20 protein-coding genes are annotated in these 23,071 nt (G+C 51.0%); 6 read left to right on the top strand and 14 right to left on the bottom strand.

The genetic code is table 11. From position 1 onward, the window contains the following. Positions 1-488: 488 nt before the first annotated feature. The 6 genes from glcA to glcD form a co-directional block, all read right to left on the bottom strand. A complete protein-coding gene (glcA, locus tag BEB42_RS05560; protein ID WP_000259279.1) occupies positions 489-2,171 on the bottom strand; it encodes a glycolate permease GlcA in 1,683 nt (560 codons plus the stop codon). Between the two features lie 355 nt (positions 2,172-2,526). Then, the gene (gene glcB / locus BEB42_RS05555; protein WP_000084047.1) at positions 2,527-4,698 is read right to left on the bottom strand and encodes a malate synthase G; all 2,172 of its coding nucleotides are present in this window, start codon (positions 4,696-4,698) and stop codon (positions 2,527-2,529) included. Between the two features lie 21 nt (positions 4,699-4,719). Then, positions 4,720-5,124: a heme-binding protein gene (locus BEB42_RS05550; protein WP_105267206.1), complete on the bottom strand. Its 405-nt coding sequence runs from the start codon at positions 5,122-5,124 to the stop codon at positions 4,720-4,722. A 4-nt stretch (positions 5,125-5,128) separates the two neighbouring features. Continuing rightward, a complete protein-coding gene (gene glcF, locus BEB42_RS05545) occupies positions 5,129-6,352 on the bottom strand; it encodes a glycolate oxidase subunit GlcF (RefSeq protein ID WP_001194807.1) in 1,224 nt (407 codons plus the stop codon). A gap of 10 nt (positions 6,353-6,362) precedes the next feature. Beyond that, positions 6,363-7,415 carry a glycolate oxidase subunit GlcE gene (glcE, locus tag BEB42_RS05540; protein WP_000943039.1) on the bottom strand — a complete coding sequence of 351 codons (1,053 nt, stop codon included), beginning with the start codon at positions 7,413-7,415 and terminating at the stop codon, positions 6,363-6,365. Beyond that, complete coding sequence (gene glcD / locus BEB42_RS05535; protein WP_000026098.1) at positions 7,415-8,914, bottom strand: glycolate oxidase subunit GlcD; 1,500 nt, start codon at positions 8,912-8,914, stop codon at positions 7,415-7,417. The genes glcE and glcD overlap by 1 nt, the downstream gene beginning before the upstream one ends. Before the next feature lie 250 nt (positions 8,915-9,164). Between glcD and glcC the strand changes: the two genes are divergently transcribed. Then, positions 9,165-9,935 carry a transcriptional regulator GlcC gene (gene glcC / locus BEB42_RS05530; protein ID WP_001352943.1) on the top strand — a complete coding sequence of 257 codons (771 nt, stop codon included), beginning with the start codon at positions 9,165-9,167 and terminating at the stop codon, positions 9,933-9,935. A gap of 138 nt (positions 9,936-10,073) precedes the next feature. Here the strand turns inward: glcC and yghO are convergent, their stop codons facing one another. After that, positions 10,074-11,216, bottom strand: coding sequence for a protein YghO (gene yghO, locus BEB42_RS05525; protein WP_001352942.1), 1,143 nt, complete (start codon positions 11,214-11,216; stop codon positions 10,074-10,076). Between the two features lie 371 nt (positions 11,217-11,587). Between yghO and BEB42_RS05520 the strand changes: the two genes are divergently transcribed. The 4 genes from BEB42_RS05520 to spt are packed head-to-tail and all read left to right on the top strand — an operon-like array spanning position 11,588 to position 15,660. Next, a complete protein-coding gene (locus BEB42_RS05520) occupies positions 11,588-13,297 on the top strand; it encodes a fatty acyl-AMP ligase (RefSeq protein ID WP_071986652.1) in 1,710 nt (569 codons plus the stop codon). Beyond that, the gene (locus BEB42_RS05515; protein ID WP_001077120.1) at positions 13,294-14,208 is read left to right on the top strand and encodes an NAD-dependent epimerase/dehydratase family protein; all 915 of its coding nucleotides are present in this window, start codon (positions 13,294-13,296) and stop codon (positions 14,206-14,208) included. The genes BEB42_RS05520 and BEB42_RS05515 overlap by 4 nt, the downstream gene beginning before the upstream one ends. A 31-nt stretch (positions 14,209-14,239) precedes the next feature. Next, a complete protein-coding gene (locus tag BEB42_RS05510; protein WP_000248097.1) occupies positions 14,240-14,488 on the top strand; it encodes an acyl carrier protein in 249 nt (82 codons plus the stop codon). After that, positions 14,488-15,660, top strand: coding sequence for a serine palmitoyltransferase (spt, locus tag BEB42_RS05505; RefSeq protein WP_000524932.1), 1,173 nt, complete (start codon positions 14,488-14,490; stop codon positions 15,658-15,660). The genes BEB42_RS05510 and spt overlap by 1 nt, the downstream gene beginning before the upstream one ends. Before the next feature lie 34 nt (positions 15,661-15,694). On the opposite strand, the gene lptG is transcribed toward spt, so the two are convergent. Genes lptG through BEB42_RS05470 form a run of 7 tightly spaced genes read right to left on the bottom strand, consistent with a single transcriptional unit; the run spans position 15,695 to position 22,164 of the window. After that, positions 15,695-16,774 carry an LPS export ABC transporter permease LptG gene (gene lptG / locus BEB42_RS05500; RefSeq protein ID WP_001352940.1) on the bottom strand — a complete coding sequence of 360 codons (1,080 nt, stop codon included), beginning with the start codon at positions 16,772-16,774 and terminating at the stop codon, positions 15,695-15,697. Further along, on the bottom strand, positions 16,771-17,841 hold the full coding sequence (lptF, locus tag BEB42_RS05495; protein WP_000779656.1) for an LPS export ABC transporter permease LptF: 1,071 nt from the start codon (positions 17,839-17,841) through the stop codon (positions 16,771-16,773). The genes lptG and lptF overlap by 4 nt, the downstream gene beginning before the upstream one ends. 29 nt (positions 17,842-17,870) lie before the next feature. Beyond that, positions 17,871-18,431 (bottom strand): YtfJ family protein, encoded by a 561-nt coding sequence (locus BEB42_RS05490; RefSeq protein WP_001298770.1) that lies wholly within the window; start codon positions 18,429-18,431, stop codon positions 17,871-17,873. 11 nt (positions 18,432-18,442) lie between these two features. Continuing rightward, the gene (locus BEB42_RS05485; protein WP_000984954.1) at positions 18,443-19,267 is read right to left on the bottom strand and encodes a hypothetical protein; all 825 of its coding nucleotides are present in this window, start codon (positions 19,265-19,267) and stop codon (positions 18,443-18,445) included. Continuing rightward, on the bottom strand, positions 19,267-20,616 hold the full coding sequence (locus tag BEB42_RS05480) for a lipopolysaccharide biosynthesis protein (RefSeq protein ID WP_000896872.1): 1,350 nt from the start codon (positions 20,614-20,616) through the stop codon (positions 19,267-19,269). Before BEB42_RS05480 ends, BEB42_RS05485 begins: the two co-directional genes overlap by 1 nt. 45 nt (positions 20,617-20,661) lie before the next feature. Next, positions 20,662-21,420 carry a hypothetical protein gene (locus tag BEB42_RS05475; protein ID WP_074500947.1) on the bottom strand — a complete coding sequence of 253 codons (759 nt, stop codon included), beginning with the start codon at positions 21,418-21,420 and terminating at the stop codon, positions 20,662-20,664. A 30-nt stretch (positions 21,421-21,450) separates the two neighbouring features. Further along, a complete protein-coding gene (locus BEB42_RS05470) occupies positions 21,451-22,164 on the bottom strand; it encodes a dTMP kinase (RefSeq protein WP_105267205.1) in 714 nt (237 codons plus the stop codon). 173 nt (positions 22,165-22,337) lie between these two features. Here BEB42_RS05470 and BEB42_RS05465 point away from each other — a divergent pair, with 173 nt between their 5' ends. Next, positions 22,338-23,030 carry a dTMP kinase gene (locus tag BEB42_RS05465; RefSeq protein WP_001190762.1) on the top strand — a complete coding sequence of 231 codons (693 nt, stop codon included), beginning with the start codon at positions 22,338-22,340 and terminating at the stop codon, positions 23,028-23,030. The last annotated feature ends 41 nt before the right edge of the window (positions 23,031-23,071 follow it).

Raw genomic sequence — 23,071 nt, 5'->3', positions numbered from 1 at the left:
CGCAAGTGACAAAATAAAATTAAAGAATTTGTAACTGGGAAAATAGTTTTATGCTTTATTTTCTCTAATAACTTCCTCCATTCTTAAGAAAACGGCATCATTTATAGAAAAACAGGTGAAATCTATAAGAATATCCCCTATACGATATCTGCCAGGTTATTTTTACGAAATTTCAACAAACAAAAAATCAACAACTTTTCACAGCGTAACCATATAAATTCGTTGATAGTTTTAACGATTTAGATTGCAAAAGCAACAGATAGAACGGTGTTTGCTCATCAAGCGAACATAATTAATACAGACTTGTTTTGCGTGATAAAAAAACAGATATTCTCACACCCTTAATTATTTAGTATGTTATCTGAATGCAATACATTATTACTGTATAGATAATAAAGCAGGAAATGATTTTAAATTAATAAGACAGAATAATGTAATGAACAAAGAATGAAGCCGGATGATATTAACGATCATCCGGCTTTATTGATTTACGAGACTAACATTCCGGTAAACACATACGCCTGCAGCAGGGTGATAATGCCGATAACGCTGGCAAAAATCAGACTGTGCTTCACGGTGTAGCGGAACAGTTCAGATTCTCGACCCACCATACCTGTCGCGGCACAGGCCACGGCGATAGATTGCGGGGAGATCATCTTGCCGGTCACGCCACCGCTGGTGTTTGCTGCCACCAGCAGGGTGTCAGAGACGTTGATTTGCTGCGCCGTCGTTGATTGCAGTGAACCAAACAGGGCGTTAGAAGACGTATCCGAACCCGTGAGAAATACACCCAACCAGCCAAGGAACGGTGAGAAGAACGGGAACATCACGCCTGTGCCCGCCAGTACCAGCGCCAGCGTGGTGGACATACCGGAATAGTTGGTGACGAAGGCGAACGCCAGCACCATGCCAATCGACAGTATCGGCCACTTCAGGCTAATTAGCGTTTCGGCAAAGACGCCAATACCTTTCTTGATCCCCACGCCGAGGATGAAGATAGAGATAATCGCCGCAATAAAAATAGCGGTGCCGCCAGCAGAGAGGGGGTCGAATTTAAACACCGCATCCATTGGCGTTGGCTGGGCGACAATGGGTGCCGCTTTCAACACTTGTTGATGCAAATGAGGGATCTGGAAATTAATCACCAGCGAATAAAACGCACCGCCCGGAGCAAATAACGCTTTAAATGGTTTCATCGTCCAGATGGTAACCAGTACCGTTAAGATTAAAAACGGTGACCATGCACGAATGATTTGCCCCAGACTATATTCTGAAGGCACGGGACCGCCAGAAGATGGCTTATTTACCACCATCGCACCTGCGGATTGCCCCATGCTGATTGCCGTTTCGGTATTTTTCGGCCGCCAGACTTTAAGGAATAAAGCGAGTGAGACAATACTCACCAGCGCCGAAGTAATATCCGGCAGTTCCGGACCAATGTAGTTAGAGGTAAAGAACTGCGTGACAGCGAAGCTTCCCCCTGCAACCAGCGCCGCTGGCCAGGTCTCTTTCACCCCTTTCCAACCGTCCATCATTGCCACCAGCCAGAATGGCACAAGAACCGACAGGAACGGTAACTGACGTCCCGCCATTGCGCCAATATCAAACGGATCGATTCCCGTTACCTGACCAGCGACCAGAATCGGCACGCCCAACGCACCAAACGCCACCGGCGCAGTGTTGGCAATCAGACACAACCCCGCCGCATATAACGGTTTGAAGCCCAGCCCCACCAGCAGAGCGCCTGTAATCGCCACCGGCGCGCCAAAGCCAGCCGCTCCTTCCAGCAGTGCGCCAAAGGAGAAACCAATCAGTAACACCTGCAAACGCTGATCATCGGTGATGGAGATAACCGAACTGCGGATAATATCAAACTGCCCGCTGGCAACGGTTAATTTATACAGGAATACCGCCGCGACAATAATCCACGCAATAGGCCATAATCCATAAATAAAGCCATAGCCCGCAGCAGCAAATGCCATATCAATTGGCATTTTAAAGGCGAATATCGCAATCAGGATAGATAATATAAGGGTTATTGCTCCAGCAACATGCCCTTTCAGACGTAATACCGCGAGTGCAACGAAGAAGAATATTATCGGGATCAGGGCGACCAGAGCGGATAGCCCCAGTCCTCCCATCGGCATATACATTTGGGTCCAGGTAACCATATTGTTCAGTCTCTTATTATCTTTATATACTTGATATATTTAAGGTTTGTAATAAGCAAAAGAGGACTGAACTGTAAAATATAGGCGTTATACTTTACAGCAACAGCACGCCGCTAACGCAATTGCTACCTCTGGCATAACAAGTATATCGGGTAAGGGTTTCTGTTCCGCACACACAGGCGCAGAGTATCGTAAAGATGTCCATAATGTTGTTTTAGTCCCGCTAGTGATGCGCTACGGGTATTTAATATTGTTAAACCCTGATAATCGCCCCGGTTATTTCCGGGATAAATATACTACCGCAGTTACTATCATAGCCCCGACAATAAAACTTGCCGGGGCTTTTTTGATGCTATTAATGACTTTCTTTTTCACGTAAACGCCAGGCGTGTAATAACGGTTCGGTATAACCGTTTGGCTGTTTCACGCCGAGGAAGATCAAATCGCTGGCAGCTTTAAAGGCACACGAGTTAGCGAAATTCCCGACCATCGGACGATATGCCGGATCGCCAGCATTTTGCTGATCCACCACTTTCGCCATGTTCTCCAGCGACGCATGCACCTGATCTTTGGTCAAAATACCGTGACGTAACCAGTTGGCGATATGCTGGCTGGAGATACGCAACGTTGCACGGTCTTCCATCAGCGCCACGTTGTGAATATCCGGCACTTTTGAACAACCAATCCCCTGCTCCACCCAGCGCACCACGTAACCCAGAATCCCCTGTACGTTGTTATCCAGCTCTTGTTGGATCTCTTGTGCCGACCAGTTAGCGTTTTCAGCAACCGGAATGGTCAGCAGATCGTCCAGCAGCGGTTCAAATTCAGCATTGAACTCGGTCTGGGCAATGTTGGCTTGCACACTCTGTACGTTGGTTTGATGGTAGTGCAGCGCATGGAGTGTAGCGGCAGTTGGCGACGGAACCCAGGCCGTGTTCGCCCCGGCGCGTAACTGATCGCCCTTCTGGCTGTACATGTCTGCCATCAGGTCCGGCATTGCCCACATCCCTTTACCGATTTGCGCTTTACCGCGCAGCCCGCAGAACAGGCCGGAAAGCACGTTATTGCGCTCGTAGGCTTTGATCCACGGCGTCGATTTCATCTGGTTTTTACGCAGCATCGGGCCCGCTTCCATCACCGAATGCATCTCATCGCCGGTACGGTCGAGGAAGCCAGTGTTGATAAACGCCACGCGGTTGCTCGCCTGAGCGATACAGCTACGCAAGTTCAGCGAGGTCCGGCGTTCTTCATCCATAATGCCCATTTTCAGGGTATTCGGTTTCATACCAAGCATTGTCTCAATGCGGGTAAACAGTTTGTTGGCAAAAGCCACTTCCTGTGGACCGTGCATTTTCGGTTTCACAATATAAACACTGCCGGTACGCGAGTTTTTCTGCACTTTTAAGTCGTAGAGGGCAATCGCACCAGTCATGACGCCATCAAGAATACCTTCCGGAATTTCATTACCTTCGCTGTCCCAAATCACAGGAATGGTCATCAAATGACCTACGTTGCGGATAAACAGCAGCGAACGTCCGTGCAGAGAAATTTCAGAGCCATCGGCGGCGGTGTACTGACGATCGTCATTCAGTTTACGCACGATTTGCCGACCGTTTTTCTCCATTTTCTCTTGCAGAGTCCCCTGCATCAGGCCCAGCAGGTTGCGGTACAGTAGGATTTTATCTTCCGCATCAACCGCTGCGACCGAATCTTCACAGTCGAGAATGGTACTGATGGCCGCTTCGACGATAACATCGTTGATGTGCGCCGGATCGTCTTTGCCAATCCGCCCGTTGGCATCGATTTGTAGCTCGATATGCAGGCCGTTATTTTTCAGCAAAATGCAGGTTGGCGCAGCGGCATCGCCACGGTAACCGACAAACTGTGCCGGTGTACGTAACGTGCTTTCTTGACTATTTTTCAACTGGATACGTAATTGTTTGTCGACCACGCTAAACGCCACCACATCCTGATAGCTGCCATTTTCCAGCGGCAGTGATTCATCGAGGAAACGTCGAACCCAGGCGATAACCAGCGCACCGCGCTGCGGATCGTAGCCGCTGACCATCGCCCCTTCCTGCGGGATGATGTCACTGCCGTATAGCGCGTCGTACAGCGATCCCCAGCGAGCGTTCGCCGCGTTCAGCGCGTAGCGAGCATTCATTGCCGGAACCACCAGCTGTGGCCCCGCCTGACTGGTGATTTCGCTGTCGATGCCCGTGGTTTCCACCGTAACGTGGTCAGGCTGTGGCACCAGGTAGCCCAGTTCACGCAGGAAAGATTTATAGGCCGCTTTATCTTTTACCGGCCCCGGATTGCTGCGATGCCACTCATCAAGCGCCGCCTGAATGCGATCGCGGTCTGCCAGCAACTGACGATTTTCTGGCGCCAGATCGTGAACAATCTCATCAACATTGCGCCAGAACGCGGCAGCATCCAGTTCCACGCCAGGCAAAACTTCTTCATCCACAAAACGTTTAAAGTCGGCGTCAATGCGTAAACGGCCCTGGGTTATGGTTTGACTCATTGTTTATCTCCTCGTTTTCGCTTATTTCGCCAACACCGCTGCTGCCGCTTTCGCGACCTGCGCATCCTGTGCTCCGGTTAAACCAGAAACGCCCACGGCACCAATAATTTGCCCATCCACAATAACCGGTACGCCACCTTCCAGCGACGTCAGTAACGGCGCAGTCACGAACGCGGTACGTCCGTTGTTCACCATCTCTTCATAGCCCTTAGTTTTACGACGCCCCAGCGCGGCGGTACGCGCTTTCTCCTGGGAGATGTAAGCCGCAATCGGCGCGCAATCGTCCATGCGACTTAACGCCAGCAGATGACCGCCGTCATCGGCAACAGCAATGGAAACAGACCAGTTATTTTTCTGCGCCTCTTCCTGACCTGCGGCAATAATTGCACTCGCCATTTGCTGGCTAAGAATGACTTTAGTTTTCATTTTGTTATTCCTTTTCAAGGGCTTGTTCTACAATTTCAATCCAGTGACGCACAGAGGTACGACCGGCACTCGCCAGATGCATCTGGCAACCAATGTTGGCGGTGACGATCATTTCCGGTTTGCCGCTTTCCAGCGCATTCATTTTGTTATCCCGCAGCTGGCGCGCCAGATCGGGATGCGTTAACGCATATGTTCCCGCAGAGCCGCAGCACAGATGGCTGTCGGGAACGTCCGTTAAGGTAAATCCAAGACGAAGTAACACTTTTTCCACTTCGCCGTTCAGCTTTTGCGCATGTTGTAGGGTACACGGGCAGTGGAAGGCCAGTTTTTTATCGCCGCGAATTGCCAGTTTTTCCAGCGGTTCCTTGCGCAGAAGTTCGACTAAATCGACCGCCAGTTCACTGACCCGACGCGCTTTATCGGCGTACAACGCATCACTTTTCAGCATCTGCCCATACTCTTTCACGAACGCGCCGCAACCGCTGGCGGTTTGTAAAATTGCCTCGGCACCTGCTTCAATCGCGGGCCACCAGGCATCAATATTATTGCGCGCCCGCGCCAGCCCTTTCTCTTGCGCATTAAGATGATAGTCCACCGCGCCACAACAGCCTGCTTCATTAGCTGGCGTCACGCTGATCCCCAGACGATCCAGCACTCGCGCAGTTGCCGCGTTGGTATTGGGCGAAAGCGTAGGTTGGGCGCAGCCTTCCAGCATTAAAACCCGGCGCTTATGGCGCAGCGGCGGACGCGGTTTGGCTTTCATGGTTCCAGCGGGCAATTTTGCTCTGACTTGCTCTGGTAACAATGGTCGCAGCACCAGCCCTACCTGCGTCAGCGCACGGAAGACCGCCGGACGCGGCACAACCTGGCGCAACCCTTCGCGCAGCATTCGTTCTGGCAGTGGGCGTTTCACTTTCTGCTCGACAATATCACGCCCGATATCCAGCAAATTGTGATAGCGCACACCAGAAGGACAGGTGGTTTCACAATTGCGACAAGTGAGACAGCGATCGAGATGCTCCTGCGTTTTAAGCGTGACTTCGTTGCCCTCCAGCACCTGTTTAATCAGATAGATGCGCCCGCGCGGCCCGTCCAGTTCATCGCCTAAAAGCTGATAAGTTGGGCAGGTTGCGGTACAAAATCCACAGTGAACACAGGCGCGCAGGATGCTGTCGGCTTCCAGCGCACGCGCGTTCTGAAGCATCTCTTCAGTTAACCGGGTTTGCATAGCCTGCTCCTTAAAGTTCCGCGTACATGCGACCGGGGTTAAACACGCCGCAAGGGTCGAGCTGCTGTTTAAGCTGCTGGTGATAGCGGAATAAAGGAGCCGGTAGCGGGGCAAAGCCACCGTCTCCGGCACTAAAGCGGGTCGCATGACCGCCTGCGTTGCGGGCAATGCGATGGATTTGATTGTCATCGGCTGTCGATTTCAGCCAACGTAACGCGCCGCCCCAGTCGATCAGTTGCTCGCCGGGTAAATCCATCATCGGCGCATCGGTGGGTAAGGAAATACGCCATAAAGTGCCCGGTAATGAGAAGAACGGCAGTTGTTGTTCACGCAATTGCTGCCAGAACTGACCCGCAACCTCTTCGCCACCCAGCAGTTCACGTGCTGCTTTTACCGATCCTTCACCGCCTTCAAGGCGGATCCACAACGCATTGTCGAAGTAACATAAGCCACTAATGGGTAATGGCTGGAGTTGCCACTGGGCGATTTCACTCATGGCTTCTTGCAGGCTTATTTCCCGACGCAAGCTCAGTGTGGCGCGCGGTCGCGGCAACACTTTCATCGAGATTTCAGTGAGCACGCCAAGACAGCCGTAGCTTCCGGCCATTAACCGCGAGAGATCGTATCCGGCAACGTTTTTCATCACTTCGCCACCAAAGCGCAGATGTTTTCCAGTACCGGTAATAATGCGCGTACCGAGGACAAAATCGCGTACCGAACCACTCCACGGGCGACGCGGCCCTGCCAGCCCGCAGGCGACCATACCGCCCCAGGTGGCTTCGTCACCATAATGCGGTGGCTCGCAGGGGAGCATTTGCCCCGCGCTCTCCAGCGCCGCTTCAATCGCCACCAGCGGCGTTCCGGCACGCGCGGTTATCACCAGCTCGGTCGGGTCGTAATTAACAATGCCTCGATGACAACGCACATCCAGCGCTTGCCCGGTGACAGGACGACCTAAAAAGGCTTTGCTATTGCTGCCCTGAATCACCAGCGGCGTTTTATCGCTAATCGCCTGATTCACCTGCTCAAGCAGCGCCTGGCTGTAATCACACTCGCGTAGCATCAGAAACGCTCCAGTTCAGGGAAAGGTAAATGACCGTGATGCACGTGCATGGCACCAAATTCAGCGCAGCGGTGCAGTGTGGGGATGTTTTTCCCAGGGTTCAGCAAACCATCAGGATCAAACGCCGCCTTGACTGCATGAAAGGTAGTAATTTCATCACTGTTGAACTGGGCGCACATCTGATTGATTTTTTCGCGCCCGATGCCATGTTCCCCACTGATACTGCCGCCTACTTCAACACAGAGTTCAAGGATCTTCCCACCCAATTCTTCCGCACGGGCGAATTCACCGGGTTCGTTGGCATCGAAAAGGATTAACGGGTGCATATTGCCGTCTCCGGCATGAAAGACGTTGGCAACGCGTAAATCATATTGCTGCGATAAACGGGCAATGCCTTCCAGTACGCCAGGCAACGCGCGGCGCGGGATGGTGCCGTCCATGCAGTAGTAATCCGGGGAAATACGTCCTACCGCTGGAAAAGCATTTTTGCGACCGGCCCAGAAACGCACGCGCTCCGCTTCATCCTGCGCCAGACGGACGTCAGTCGCGCCCGCTTTCAGTAAGATGTCGTTAACTCGCTCGCAGTCTTCCTGTACATCAGACTCCACGCCGTCCAACTCACATAATAAAATTGCTTCGGCATCGACGGGATAACCGGCATGAATAAAATCTTCCGCCGCGCGGATCGACAGGTTATCCATCATCTCCAGCCCGCCGGGGATAATGCCATTAGCGATGATGTCGCCAACCGCAAGTCCGGCTTTTTCTACTGAGTCAAAGCTGGCTAACAGAACTCGTGCCACAGGGGGCTTCGGCAGCAGTTTTACCGTCACTTCGGTGGTCACGCCGAGCATGCCTTCCGATCCGGTGAACAGCGCCAGCAGGTCAAAACCGGGCGAATCCAGCGCGTCCGATCCCAGCGTTAGTGTCTCGCCATCCAGCGTTTGCACTTCAATTTTCAGCAGATTATGTACGGTCAGACCATATTTCAGACAGTGGACGCCCCCGGCGTTTTCCGCCACGTTGCCGCCAATGGAACAGGCGATTTGTGAGGAAGGATCCGGCGCGTAATAGAGATTATGCGACGCAACAGCCTGGGAGATCGCCAGGTTACGCACGCCCGGCTGCACACGCGCACGGCGACCAACGGGGTTAATGTCGAGGATTTCTTTAAAGCGCGCCATCACCAACAACACACCTTTTTCCAGCGGCAGCGCACCGCCAGAAAGTCCGGTGCCTGCGCCACGGGTCACTACCGGTACATGCAAACGGTGGCAGACAGCGAGAATCGCCGTCACCTGTTCCATCTGCTTAGGCAGAACAACCAGTAATGGACGCGTACGATACGCGCTCAACCCGTCACACTCGTAAGGAATGATCTCCTCATCGGTATGCAGGATCTCCAGTCCAGGGACATGCTCACGCAGTGCCATCAGTACCGATGTACGGTCGACATCGGGTAAAGCGCCATCAAGACGCTCTTCGTACAAGATGCTCATGAGTAGGGTTCGCTTTGTTGTGTTGTGTGGCAGCTGATTTTTGCGCGCTGCTTCTGTGAACAGTTATTAAGCGGGCTTTTCGTTTTCGTCTATCTCTTTAGCTACCGGTCAGACCATTTTTTTTCCAGCTCTGTGACCTTGCCTTGGTTAACTTAATGTTAAATTGATGTAACATAATCACTTACGTGATGTGCGTGTTTTGCGAATCAAGAACAGAAAAATTGGTCCTACCTGTGCACGAGGTCCGGGAATGAAAGATGAACGTCGCCCTATTTGCGAAGTGGTTGCAGAGAGTATCGAACGGTTAATTATCGACGGCGTGCTGAAGGTCGGTCAGCCGCTTCCTTCGGAGCGTCGACTGTGTGAAAAGCTCGGCTTCTCGCGTTCCGCACTGCGTGAAGGGCTGACCGTGCTGCGCGGACGCGGGATTATTGAAACAGCACAGGGGCGCGATTCTCGTGTCGCACGCCTTAATCGCGTGCAGGACACCAGCCCGCTGATCCATCTGTTCAGTACACAGCCGCGAACGCTATACGATCTACTCGACGTTCGCGCATTGCTGGAAGGCGAATCGGCAAGGTTGGCAGCTACGCTGGGAACCCAGGCGGATTTTGTTTTGATAACCCGCTGTTATGAAAAAATGCTCGCCGCCAGTGAAAACAACAAAGAAATTTCGCTGATCGAACACGCGCAGCTGGATCATGCTTTCCATCTTGCCATTTGTCAGGCTTCCCACAATCAGGTGCTAGTTTTTACGCTGCAATCATTGACCGATCTGATGTTTAATTCAGTGTTTGCCAGCGTAAATAATCTCTACCATCGACCACAGCAAAAAAAGCAGATCGATCGCCAACATGCGCGGATCTACAACGCGGTGTTGCAGCGACTGCCGCACGTCGCCCAGCGCGCCGCACGTGATCATGTGCGGACCGTGAAAAAGAATCTCCACGATATCGAACTGGAAGGCCACCATTTGATTCGCTCGGCGGTGCCACTGGAGATGAACAAGGGGGGAATGTGAGCCGAGTTTTCCCCCTCACCCTAACCCTCTCCCTGAGGGGCGAGGGGACCGCCCCTGCGCTTAATAGGATCTGATGTTAAATCTGTTCATCTATACACTCTCCCGAATGACCGTCCGTGCGCTTAATGGGATCTGGTATTAAATCTGCTTTTCATACAATCGGTAACGCTTGTACGGCTCCGCTCCAATGCGTTCCAGCATGTTATTCATGCCTGTATTGGTTTCGAGGATCCATGACATTTCCAGCGCATCGATCTTCCGGCGAGCAAACGGATCGCGTAAGGCTTCAATCAATAACAGCGCAATCACCGGGCCGATGCGGCTGAACTGATACTCGTCACGCACGCCCATCAGCGGCACTCGCGCAGTTCGCACACCGCTGACTTTTAAGCGCCACAGCAATTTTGCCCAGCCGAAGGGAAAGAGCGATCCGTTCAGATCGGCAATCGCCTCGTTGATGTTCGGCAAGCCGACAATAAACGCGCAGGGTGCAGAACCAATCTCAGCGACGTAGATCATATCGTCCGGTACCAGATACTTTAGTTGATCGCCCATGGTAGCGAATTCATGTTCGGTAAACGGCACAAATCCCCAGTTGTGCTGCCAGCCAGAGTTGAAAATCTCACGCAGGATCTGCATCTCTTCAGCAAACCGCTGACGATTGATGCAACGAATGGTCACCTTTTTGCGTACCTGATCCATCAGTTTTTTTAGCGCCGGAGAGAAAGTGAGATCGGTTCGTTGCATCCACCACGCCAGTAAATCAATACCTTTGTGATAACCCAATTGTTCAATATGCGCGGCATACCACGGTTTACCGTGCGGCATCATCGCACAGGGCGGAGTGTCGAAACCTTCAATCAGTAATCCGCTTTCCTGATTGATATTCAGGCTGAAAGGCCCGCTGATCATACTGGCACCTTGTAACTTCAACCATGCTTCCGCTGCGCCAAACAAAGCGGCAAAAACCTGCGGATCATCAATGGCGTCAATCATGCCAAAATGACCGGTATCGTCACCGTAACGCTCGCGGTGCAAGGTATCGATTTGCGCGGTAATCCGCCCGACTATCTGCCCCGCTTTTTTTGCTACCCACGCCTGCCAGATAATATGGTCCGTCCCCGGATTCTTCGCCGACAAATGCTCGCTGCGTTCAATGAACAAAGGGGGTATCCAGTTTGGATCATCGGGATAAAGTGATGACGGAAAAGCGATAAATGCCTTAATGTCATTTTTATTAATTACTTTTTCAATTTTAATCATCAGCAGATCGCATTCCATATCTCTGTGGATAACAAATAATTAACGGTGACAAACAGATTGCAACAGCAACGAACGGCATCTTAATAATCAACCCAATGAATACAAACAAAGAATAAATAGTATTTATTAATAATTAAGATAAGGTCAGAGACTACACAGAAGCGCCTCAATGCCTTTTGTCGATTTAAGGCAACCAAACAAGGCTTCTTCTTAATATATTCATAAATTAAATATCATTCACAATAAAAACAACAAAGCCAAACCTATTATTTAAATCAATGTTCAATATCGCACCGATGAAAATACTATCTCATTTATCTTTTATGCCTATATAATCCACCGCATTATTGTCATTTTATTTCTGATATCCAATTTTTTTCGTGGTGTATATGTCTAATAACATCTTTACGCATTCCCTACCTATGCGCTATGCCGATTTTCCAACGCTGGTTGATGCTTTGGACTACGCCGCTCTGAGTAGCGCCGGAATGAATTTTTATGACAGACGTTGCCAACTTGAAGATCAACTGGAATATCAGACGTTAAAAGCGCGTGCCGAAGCTGGTGCGAAGCGGTTGTTATCACTGAATCTGAAAAAAGGCGATCGCGTGGCGCTGATTGCCGAAACGAGTAGCGGGTTTGTAGAGGCTTTTTTTGCCTGCCAGTATGCCGGCTTAGTCGCCGTCCCGTTGGCAATTCCAATGGGCGTCGGTCAGCGGGATTCCTGGAGCGCCAAACTGCAGGGTCTACTGGCAAGTTGCCAGCCCGCAGCCATTATCACTGGTGATGAGTGGTTGCCACTGGTCAATGCTGCTACGCATAACAACCCCGAATTACATGTTTTAAGCCACGCCTGGTTTAAGGCATTACCGGAAGCCGATGTTGTACTCCAGCGTCCAGTTCCGAACGATATCGCCTACCTCCAGTACACCTCCGGCAGCACCCGTTTTCCCCGTGGCGTCATTATCACCCATCGCGAAGTGATGGCTAATCTACGTGCTATAAGCCACGATGGCATTAAATTACGCCCTGGCGACCGCTGCGTCTCCTGGCTGCCTTTCTACCATGATATGGGACTGGTCGGCTTTCTCCTGACCCCCGTCGCCACGCAGCTCTCAGTAGATTATTTGCGCACTCAGGATTTTGCCATGCGTCCTCTGCAATGGCTTAAATTGATCAGTAAAAATCGCGGCACCGTTTCCGTTGCGCCGCCGTTTGGCTATGAATTGTGCCAGCGCCGCGTGAATGAAAAAGATCTCGCTGAACTGGATCTTTCCTGCTGGCGCGTTGCTGGTATTGGTGCTGAGCCGATCTCCGCAGAACAACTCCATCAATTCGCTGAATGTTTCCGTCAGGTTAACTTTGACGATAAAACTTTCATGCCGTGCTACGGACTGGCAGAAAATGCGCTGGCTGTCAGCTTCTCTGATGAAGCCTCCGGGGTTGTGGTTAACGAAGTGGATCGCGACATTCTTGAATATCAGGGCAAAGCCGTCACGCCGGGTGCTGAAACACGCGCCGTATCGACTTTCGTCAACTGCGGTAAAGCGTTGCCGGAACATGGCATTGAAATCCGCAATGAAGCAGGTATGCCAGTCGCGGAACGTGTGGTAGGCCATATTTGCATCTCCGGCCCCAGCCTGATGAGCGGTTACTTTGGCGACCAGGTTTCGCAAGACGAGATTGCCGCGACGGGCTGGTTAGATACCGGCGACCTCGGTTATCTGCTGGACGGTTATCTGTATGTCACCGGGCGCATTAAAGATCTGATTATTATTCGTGGCCGTAATATCTGGCCGCAGGATATTGAATATATTGCGGAACAGGAACCGGAAATTCATTCTGGCGATGCGATTGCTTTTGTTACCGCCCAGGAAAAAATCATTTTGCAGATCCAGTGTAGGATCAGCGACGAAGAACGTCGTGGGCAGCTTATCCACGCACTGGCAGCACGGATCCAAAGCGAATTTGGCGTAACAGCGGCTATCGATCTGTTGCCGCCCCACAGTATTCCCCGAACGTCCTCCGGCAAGCCTGCCCGTGCGGAAGCGAAAAAACGTTATGCTGCAAGCCTTCATGTGCAGGAATCAATGGCATGAATCAAACTGTCGCGGTGACGGGCGCTACCGGGTTTATCGGTAAATATATTATCGATAACCTGCTCGCCCGCGGCTTTCACGTTCGCGCATTGACGCGTACTGCCCGCGCTCACGTCAATGATAATCTCATCTGGGTGCGCGGTTCGCTGGAAGATACACATTCGCTTAGCGAACTGGTTGCCGGAGCCAGCGCGGTGGTCCATTGCGCCGGGCAAGTGCGCGGACACAAAGAAGAGATTTTTACCCGCTGTAACGTTGACGGCAGCCTGCGCCTGATGCAAGCGGCAAAAGAGAGCGGCTTTTGCCAACGTTTTCTGTTTATCTCTTCGCTGGCGGCGCGCCATCCCGAACTCTCCTGGTACGCAAATTCCAAACACGTCGCCGAACAACGACTGACCGCAATGGCTGACGAAATTACGCTGGGCATTTTTCGCCCGACAGCCGTGTATGGTCCCGGCGATAAAGAGTTAAAACCGCTGTTTGACTGGATGCTGCGCGGCCTGCTGCCACGACTTGGTGCGCCAGATACACAGCTCTCTTTCCTGCACGTCACCGATTTCGCGCAAGCCGTGGGGCAGTGGTTAAGCGCCGAAACTGTACAGACGCAAACCTATGAATTATGCGATGGCGTCGCCGGCGGCTATGACTGGCAACGCGTACAGCAACTTGCCGCCGACGCCCGTTGCGGTTCCGTTCGAATGGTTGGTATTCCTCTGTCGGTACTCACCTGCCTTGCGGATATCAGTACCGCGTTGAGTCGCCTGGCAGGTAAAGAACCTATGCTGACCCGCTCGAAAATCCGTGAATTAACCCACACCGACTGGTCAGCAAGTAATAACCGTATTTCTGAAGATATTAATTGGTTTCCCGGGATTAGCCTGGAACACGCATTACGCAACGGGCTATTTTGATTGTCTTGTTTAAAGGTGTGTTAACGTTTCTATGGTAAATCGTGAAATAGTAATGGATTACATCCTTTCCTGTTTACAGGATTTGGTCGAAAACGGTGTGGAAATTAAGCCCGACAGCGATCTCGTCAACGATCTTGGCCTGGAGTCGATCAAAGTGATGGATCTCTTAATGATGCTGGAAGACAGATTCGATATTTCCATTCCTATTAATATTCTGCTGGATGTCAAAACCCCTGCGCAATTAATGGAAACTCTACTTCCATGGCTGGAGAATAAATAATGGGGCTATACGATAAATATGCGCGCCTTGCTGGCGAGCGACTGCAATTTAGTGACAACGGGTTAACGCCGTTTGGTACCTGTATTGATGAAGTGTATTCCGCCACCGAAGGCCGGATCGGCGATAAAAACGTGATCCTGGCCGGGACCAATAATTATCTCGGTTTAACCTTCAATCATGATGCCATCGCCGAAGGTCAGGCAGCGTTAGCGGCCCAAGGCACCGGCACTACCGGTTCTCGTATGGCTAATGGCAGCTATGCGCCACATCTGGCGTTAGAGAAAGAAATTGCCGAGTTTTTCAATCGCCCTACCGCTATCGTTTTTTCAACCGGTTATACCGCTAATTTAGGTGTCATCAGCGCACTTGCCGACCATAACGCCGTAGTGTTACTGGATGCCGACAGCCACGCCAGTATTTATGACGCCTGTTCTCTCGGTGGAGCGGAAATTATTCGTTTCCGCCATAACGATGCTAAAGATCTGGAACGGCGCATGGTTCGCCTCGGTGAACGGGCAAAAGAGGCGATTATCATCGTTGAAGGCATCTACAGTATGCTCGGTGACATTGCGCCGCTGGCGGAAATTGTTGATATCAAACGTCGTCTCGGTGGTTATTTGATTGTCGATGAAGCGCATTCGTTTGGCGTGTTAGGCGCAACGGGGCGCGGACTGGCTGAAGCCGTTGGCGTTGAAGATGATGTGGATATTATCGTTGGTACTTTCAGTAAAAGTCTGGCCTCGATTGGCGGTTTTGCTGTCGGTTCGGAAGCGATGGAAGTGCTGCGCTACGGCAGCCGCCCGTATATTTTTACCGCCTCTCCTTCTCCGTCCTGCATTGCGACCGTGCGCTCGTCGTTAAGAACCATTGCCTCACAACCAGAGTTGCGGCAAAAGCTGATGGATAACGCCAACCATCTGTATGACGGTCTGCAAAAACTGGGTTACGAGTTAAGTTCACATATTAGCCCGGTAGTGCCAGTGATAATCGGTTCGAAAGAGGAAGGTTTACGCATCTGGCGCGAGCTTATTTCGCTGGGCGTTTATGTGAATCTTATCCTGCCACCTGCCGCGCCTGCAGGCATCACGCTGCTGCGCTGTAGCGTAAACGCTGCCCACACTCGTGAGCAAATCGATGCCATCATTCAGGCATTTGCTACTCTGAAGCAGTAATGTGAGCCCGCTGTGGTGCTGCGCCACGGCGGGTTTAATGTTGACTGTCATACCAATACACCAGGCTCAACGCCACCAGCATAAACGCTATCGGTAAACCGAGCGCGGTAACAGGTGCGCTCAACGCAAATAGCAATCCCAGATTGACCATGATTTGATAGCTGATCCAGGTGAGTAAGCCCACGATGACGCCTACAGCGAGACGGCTACCCATCCCAGGCGAACGCGGGGCACTAAAGGTAAACGGCACAGCCAGCAAAATCATCGCCAGGGTCAAGATGGGTTGTCCCAGTTTTTCCCACAGTGCAAGGCGGTATTCGCTGCTGGGTTGCCCGGTTTCCTGCAAATAATGGATGTAATGATTAAGTTGACGGACAGAAAAAGTATTTCCCGGCATCGATAACTCTTCAAGATTCATACTGGTGAAGGCCGATTGCCAGGCAAGATTATCAGATGTTTCCAGCGTTTCTTTGCCATTCAGCCATTTTTTATGATTCACACCATGCAGGATCCACGTTTTGTCGTCTTCAATGGTGGCACTGCGTGCATAAATGTAGGATTCGAGCGAGAGATCGTCGCGGTAATGAAATATCTCCACGCCCACCGGCTGGCCCTGCTCGTTCAGCGATTTCACCGTCACAAATTCATTACCACGCCTGGCCCACAGCATATTGCCGGTAATGTCATCGTCCTCCCCCAACGCAGTGGCAGTCGATTTGATTTGCAGCGCCTGTTGCTGCAATGGCGACGCCACCCACTCATCTATCGCGCCTAATGAAACAGTCCACAATATCCCGGCAACCAGCGCCACCAGTGCAATACGGAAGATAGAAAACCCCGTGCTGCGAATGGCGGTAAGCTCACTGTTTTTCGATAACTGCCCCAAGCCGACAATCCCCCCCAATAAGGCGATAAACGGCGAAAGTTCGACCAGTGTGCGCGGTAAGGTCATCAGCACCACCAGCACCGCCTGAGTCCAGCGATAACCACCCGGGCTGACATCATCCAGTTCGTTAATCAGGTTGAAGGTAGTAAAAAGCGGCAGCAATAGCCCTGCGGCGGCGGCAAAACCGAGAAAGAGATGACGGATTAAATAGCGACTGAAAACATTCATCGGGAAAATTTCTGCAGCAAAGAGAAGTCGCGTGCGACCAGCATCAGCAGGCCCATTAGCATGAGTCCGGGTACTAACCACAAACCAGGAATGAGGGGAATCGCGCCGTTAGCCACCAGCGTACGGCAGACGTCGCCGCCATAAAAAATGGCAACAAACAGCAACGTCAGTGGCAATAACGTTGAAAATCGCCCTTGCCGCGGTTTTACCCGACTTAATGAAATGGCCAGCAGCGCCATCAACAATGCTGTCAGGCCACGGCTTTGTCGCCATTGCAGTTCGGCATGATCGGCAGGAAAGGCGGAGCGCGCCAGCTCCGTGACCGATTTTGCTTTGCGTTTGACGTTAGGGCTTTGATCCAGCGGATTCAGATGCAATTGCAGATTACGGTAGATCTGTTCGTTGTCGTCACGTCCCTGATGATCGAGAAGATAGGCGGTCCCGTTATGCAACATAACGGTCGGTTTCTCGGGTGATGGGTCAACTACATCAACCGAACGGGCGCGGAAAATACGGGTTCGATTGGCAGTAGAAGTATAAATCAGCACGTCAGTCAGGCGATTATTATCCTGATCAACCGTCTGCGAAAGGATCATTCGTCCGTTATCGTTAGTGTTAAATTTCTTTGCCCGCAACTGGCGAACATCCAGCTCCGACTGCGACTGTTGCTCCAGTTGATAAATCTGCGCATAAGCCCACGGACGACCATACATCGACAGAAGGGTGACAAAAATACTTAGCGGTATCGCCAGATAAAGAACGGCTTTGTACAAGCGTCCCGGACTCCCCCCCGCCGCAGAAATAGCGGTAATTTCCGAGTCGGTATACATCTGCCCTAGCGTCACGCCAACTGACACATACAGTCCAACAGGTAACAACATCTCCAGTGCAATCAGCACCTTGTAGAAAACAATATCCAGCACAACATCAAGAGCTAATGTCCCATTTGCCGCTTCGGTCAGATAACGCTGTGCGGAGTAGCTGGCGAAAATAAAGATCAGAAAACCGACGATAATCAGCACCAGACGGCGAGTACCACGCATGATGTAGTGTTCAACCAGCTTCATCTCACTAACGCCCTCAATCCTTTGAATTTTTATTCATTGATCAGCTTCTGCGCCAGCGCAATGACATGATCTACCTCTTCCGGCGTCAGGCTGCCGTCCTTTGCCCACTGAATTTGCCCGGCTTTATTCAGCACCAGAATGGTTGAACTCTGCTCCGGCAACCGCCAGGCAACGCGTCCCTGTCCATTGCCGTCAATAACGAATTGCGCCCACGGATAGCGGCGTTTATTTTTTTCGATTTTGCCAACGACAAAATAGCCAGTACCAAAGATGGCATCATCGGTGTTCACAATGGTGGTGGGCTGAAAACGATCCTGCGGAAAGTTTGCCGCTTCAACCGCTTTAATTAACAGTGAGTTCTTTTTCTTCGCCGACTTACGCCCGGCGATATACTGAATAATGCGGACTTTTCCCGCCAGCTGTGTGCTGTTCCACTTTTGGTAGTGAATTTCGTCGTCGCTATTCAGAAGCAGCTCGCCGCCTTCCTGGATATAAACAGGGGTAACCGTTTTACCCGTGACGAAATTGTGTGCCTGCACACCCGGGGCTAAGAGCATGATAATCAGCGCAATAATCAAACGAGATGACATCATTGCTCCGGTTATAGCGGAAAACGCGAAATCAGCAGTTCTAAGCGCTGACGAATATCGCTATCCAGCGCCATCGGTGCATCATACGACTGGCGGTTTTCCATATCATCCGCCACCATGTCGTCGTGTTTATCCCCCATCAGGCCATTAATGGCGGCGAGGAAGCGGGAAATCTGTAACGCTTCTTTTTTTTCAGGATCAAGCGATCTTAGGGTGTCGTAATAAGAAACCTGCTGGCTGATGATTTTTCGCACATCATGAAATTCCCTGCCGGTTAGTCGCGGTTTGGCAATTATCTCTTTCAGGGTATGCATTTGCTTTTGCCGATAGGCAATAAAACCGCTTACGCTTTCTAACTGGCTATGGCGTAATGAATAGTTCACCAACGACCAGACCGGAGAGCTTAAATAAATCCGTAACAGGTTGCCGTAATACGACACAATATTTTTTTTACCGTTACGGAAACCATCCTGAAAATGGCCCAGACATACCGTCGTTTTGCCGAATAAAAATCCTGCCTTGTGTTTTTTCAGATACAGTCGCTGAGCGAAACGCAGATGCTTATAACGCGCCCGCATATATTTAAACTGTTTACGCTCGTCAGCCGTAAGCCCCTCGCCTTTGGCTTGTTTGTGGATTAAACGCAGTAATTCCTGACGATCAACGCCATTCAGCCAGAATTGCAGGCATAACGCGTAATTATCATGAATGATTTCGGTGGTACAACCTGTTGCGATAGTCGGCGGTAAACTGACCTGCGCATCAACGACATCATCTTCTTCAACTGCAATAAATAGACGCTCGCTCGCCTCAAGCGGGAAATATTTTCTCATCATCAGGATTTCTCTCCGGCTGCGTTATAAAGCAAGGAATGGCGCTGAAAAAATGCCTTTAAGGTTGGAATTAACGAGAGCACCACATCCAGACATTGCCCACCGAAGTAAGCAAATGCAGCCCCCAGCACGCCAAACAGATGACAGAACATGAACAGCAATACGATGTAGCCGATTGAGGCGATGGTTTGCGCCACGAGAAAAGCGCGCTGTTTTCCCGCCATCAATAGCAATGACTCCTGTGGGAAGCCCAGCATCGAAATCACAATTGCGCCAAGCATTACCTGAATCAGGTCATACGCTTCGAGATACTTAACGCCAAACACCAGCGAAATGAGCGGCTTGCCGACGATCAACACCGCGAGCGCCACCAGAATACCGATTCCGCCCGCCAGTAAACCGGACTTCACGCCTAACAACCACGGTCTGGTGGTACGCGGATCTAAACGCATTACCTCTGGGTAAAAACTTTTGCCCAGTAAACCCGCTGGCGTTCCGGCGGCATCGAAGAATGTCATGGCGATTTTAAATAACCCGGCGGCAGCGGGTCCTAACACGATCCCCACCAACACTGTGCTGCACGAGTTACGTGCCGACCAGATGGAGTGGGCAATGTTGGTTGACCAGACAAAACTCCACGCGCCTTTAATGTGTCGGGCAGACTCAAACAGATTCAATTTGAAGGCGTTATGGATATTTCTGCGGCGTAATTCGCGCGCGGCAAACCACCAGTACATGGTGCCGCCAACCAGATTCGATGCGTACCAGGCAATAACAAAACCCGCAAAACCAAAATCAAAATACCAGGCTACGACGCTCCCCGCTGCGCGCAGAAAAGGTTTCGTCGCCTGCTGTACAGCAATCAAATCGAAGCGATCTACCGCACGCAGAATGCCGGTCGGTGTGGAGGAAGCCATTGAAGGAATGAGCGTGCAATACAGCGCTGCCAGCCAAAAGCTTTGGTCATCCAGACCTAATGAATGGGAAAGAAAAGGGAGTAAGGCAATGCCGCCGACAATCGCCACCGCGCCGCTGACGATATCCAACGAGAAGGAAAATGAGACGACATTGCGAAATTGCTGCGGATTATTATTGGTCAAGGCTGGCGTTCCGTACTGAACCACCAGCTGCCATGTCTGAAACTTAATAAAATCGCTGATCGACTTGGCGTACGATTGCACAATCACCAGTACGCCAAACATGGCGGGCGTCATCCCTTTACCGGCACACGAGAGCGCCAACAGACCCAGCAAAGCGCTCACGACATTACTGGAGCCTAACCAGGCGCTATTGCGAATAATGGTGCGAAACGCGCCATCTGCAAACCAATGTTTGATGTTAAACCCCGCCAATTCAGCCTGACCTTATCGTTGATAGTAAAAAGTATCCCGCCAACCTTAAGTTAAACTTCGGCGGTCAGAAACGATTGCAACCAGAGAAACCGCCTTCTGTGCCTGTTCCAGCACTTCGCTGTAGGGCGCTCTGGAATCAATCTCAAGAATTTTTGTGCCGTTATAGCCAATCGTCGACATGACACCGATTTTGTCCTGCAGCTCGGCATAGTCATGGTCAGGCTTGCGGGAGATGGCAGTATCAATATCAATCCCCAAACGAATAATTAATTCAGGACGGTATTGCGCCATTTTTTGGTATAAACGCCGTTCGCGCTGTGCCAGAAACATGCTGATTTTCCCGGTCGCACGCTCGACGCCAATCCCCGGTCCGTCATAATAAAAGCCCGAAATTTCAGCCTGCGGGAAGCGATCGCTGACCACCAGAACGCCACTTTGCGCCAGTCGCTGAACCTTGCGTAGATTCACCATTCTTCGCAGCGAGAAGCAGTACATAATCACCGCCGCCCATAGCGCCGGAGATTTGGTTTTCATGCTTTGGGTTTTCGAGGATTTGGCCGCCAGTCGCCGTTCCAGCCAGACGCCAACGAGCGGCAACCGTTTGATTTTGTCGCCGTCTTCGCCGGAGAGCAGCCCCAGATAGCGGCGCTCGGTTTGCCAGTGTTGTTGCAGCGATTTCACCAGGTCAGTGGTCAGTGTGGATTTACCGGTGCCATCACACCCGACCACCGCAATCAGCCCCGGAATGTAGTTGGGCTGCGGCGCGGTTGTACTATTAACAGTTTGTGTTTGTAGTGCATCCATTCGTTAAATCATCCCCTATCCATTTGGTGATCAGGAAAGCGCGGCGTGAATTGCGCGTAGTGACGCTTGCAGAATTTCATCGGCTGGTTGCCGACCATCCAGTTCAAGGATCTTTGCGCCATTGAATGTCAGTTGCGGCGTAACAGCGATTTTTTCCTGTAACGCCGCCAGTTGGTGGTCAGGTTTACGCGCAAACGCGGTTTGTTCATCAATGCCAAGACGAATCAACAATACGGGCAAATAAGACGCCATCCATTGGTAAAGTTTGAGCTCGCGCTGTCTTAACATTTTTATCCAGCCGTTACCGCCCGTGTTTTTTGCCAGTTGCGGGCCATCAAAGCGAAAACCCGGCACTTCAACCTGCGGGTAGCGGTCGGTGATGAGCAGATAGCCTTGCTGGCTTTTACACAACATTTTGCGAAACTTATACGCCCGCCAGCAGGAAAGCAGATAAATAACCAGCGCAGTAATATTGCCAAGCGGTGTGGAGGGCTTTTCGTGCACATGTGCCGCTTTACTTCGCAGATAACGCCCAAAAGGTGCGCCAATAACAGGGAGCTGTGAAATCCATTCGCCAATTCGCCCGGACGATTGCCCGAGATAAATGTGTTCTGTTGGCATTGTTGCTGCCAGTTCATTTACTAGGCTTGCCGTGAGGGTCGATTTACCTGAACCATCACATCCTACAATGGCAATAACACGCACTGGCGTGGAATTAATTATTGACATATTACGTTGATTCACGAAAAACCCGGCAGAAAATAATGTATTGAATATTACGTGGTCCGTGCTCAGAATATCCGTTCAACCTTATTGTGACAATGGTTAATTGTGACATTGACCTGAATTACGCTTTCATAAAAACATATTAACCAAATAAATATTTTTGATGGATATTTAAATTTAAGGATATATTCATGCAGTCAATAACACCTCCATTAATTGCCGTTATTGGTAGCGATGGTTCAGGCAAGTCAACGGTGTGTGAACATCTTATTACCGTTGTCGAAAAATATGGTGCTGCCGAAAGAGTTCATTTAGGAAAACAGGCCGGAAATGTCGGTCGTGCAGTGACAAAATTACCGTTGATGGGAAAGTCTCTGCACAAGACTATTGAAAAAAATGAAGTGAAAACGGCAAAAAAATTGCCGGGTCCGGTTCCGGCCCTGGTGATCACCGCTTTCGTCGCCCGCCGACTGTTACGCTTTCGTCATATGCTCGCCTGTCGTCGTCGCGGGCTGATTGTCTTAACCGATCGTTATCCTCAGGACCAAATTCCTGGCGCTTACGATGGTACGGTGTTCCCACCTAACGTTGAAGGCGGCCGGTTTGTCTCATGGCTGGCAAGCCAGGAACGTAAAGCATTTCACTGGATGGCGAGCCATAAGCCTGATCTGGTTATCAAACTCAATGTTGACCTTGAAGTTGCCTGCGCGCGTAAACCCGACCATAAACGGGAATCGCTGGCGAGAAAGATTGCCATAACGCCACAGTTAACCTTTGGTGGTGCACAACTGGTTGATATCGACGCCAATCAGCCACTGGAAAAGGTGCTGGTTGATGCAGAAAAAGCGATTACGGATTTTATGACCGCGTGTGGTTATCACTAGTCAAAAATGGAAATGCCCGATCGCCAGGACCGGGCATTTTC

It is taken from the genome of Escherichia sp. MOD1-EC5990 (assembly GCF_002965285.1).
GTDB classification, from domain to species: Bacteria; Pseudomonadota; Gammaproteobacteria; order Enterobacterales; family Enterobacteriaceae; genus Escherichia; species Escherichia coli_F.
The sequence above is the reverse complement of the archived record's forward strand: the minus strand, read 5'-3'. Positions and strand labels throughout refer to the sequence as shown.

What these genes read in the sequence shown, in the direction of transcription:
- glcA (WP_000259279.1), bottom strand. Translation starts at nt 2,171, where the DNA reads ATGGTTACCTGGACCCAAATGTATATGCCGATGGGAGGACTGGGGCTA.
- glcB (WP_000084047.1), bottom strand. Translation starts at nt 4,698, where the DNA reads ATGAGTCAAACCATAACCCAGGGCCGTTTACGCATTGACGCCGACTTT.
- BEB42_RS05550 (WP_105267206.1), bottom strand. Translation starts at nt 5,124, where the DNA reads ATGAAAACTAAAGTCATTCTTAGCCAGCAAATGGCGAGTGCAATTATT.
- glcF (WP_001194807.1), bottom strand. Translation starts at nt 6,352, where the DNA reads ATGCAAACCCGGTTAACTGAAGAGATGCTTCAGAACGCGCGTGCGCTG.
- glcE (WP_000943039.1), bottom strand. Translation starts at nt 7,415, where the DNA reads ATGCTACGCGAGTGTGATTACAGCCAGGCGCTGCTTGAGCAGGTGAAT.
- glcD (WP_000026098.1), bottom strand. Translation starts at nt 8,914, where the DNA reads ATGAGCATCTTGTACGAAGAGCGTCTTGATGGCGCTTTACCCGATGTC.
- glcC (WP_001352943.1), top strand. Translation starts at nt 9,165, where the DNA reads ATGAAAGATGAACGTCGCCCTATTTGCGAAGTGGTTGCAGAGAGTATC.
- yghO (WP_001352942.1), bottom strand. Translation starts at nt 11,216, where the DNA reads ATGGAATGCGATCTGCTGATGATTAAAATTGAAAAAGTAATTAATAAA.
- BEB42_RS05520 (WP_071986652.1), top strand. Translation starts at nt 11,588, where the DNA reads ATGTCTAATAACATCTTTACGCATTCCCTACCTATGCGCTATGCCGAT.
- BEB42_RS05515 (WP_001077120.1), top strand. Translation starts at nt 13,294, where the DNA reads ATGAATCAAACTGTCGCGGTGACGGGCGCTACCGGGTTTATCGGTAAA.
- BEB42_RS05510 (WP_000248097.1), top strand. Translation starts at nt 14,240, where the DNA reads ATGGTAAATCGTGAAATAGTAATGGATTACATCCTTTCCTGTTTACAG.
- spt (WP_000524932.1), top strand. Translation starts at nt 14,488, where the DNA reads ATGGGGCTATACGATAAATATGCGCGCCTTGCTGGCGAGCGACTGCAA.
- lptG (WP_001352940.1), bottom strand. Translation starts at nt 16,774, where the DNA reads ATGAATGTTTTCAGTCGCTATTTAATCCGTCATCTCTTTCTCGGTTTT.
- lptF (WP_000779656.1), bottom strand. Translation starts at nt 17,841, where the DNA reads ATGAAGCTGGTTGAACACTACATCATGCGTGGTACTCGCCGTCTGGTG.
- BEB42_RS05490 (WP_001298770.1), bottom strand. Translation starts at nt 18,431, where the DNA reads ATGTCATCTCGTTTGATTATTGCGCTGATTATCATGCTCTTAGCCCCG.
- BEB42_RS05485 (WP_000984954.1), bottom strand. Translation starts at nt 19,267, where the DNA reads ATGATGAGAAAATATTTCCCGCTTGAGGCGAGCGAGCGTCTATTTATT.
- BEB42_RS05475 (WP_074500947.1), bottom strand. Translation starts at nt 21,420, where the DNA reads ATGGATGCACTACAAACACAAACTGTTAATAGTACAACCGCGCCGCAG.
- BEB42_RS05465 (WP_001190762.1), top strand. Translation starts at nt 22,338, where the DNA reads ATGCAGTCAATAACACCTCCATTAATTGCCGTTATTGGTAGCGATGGT.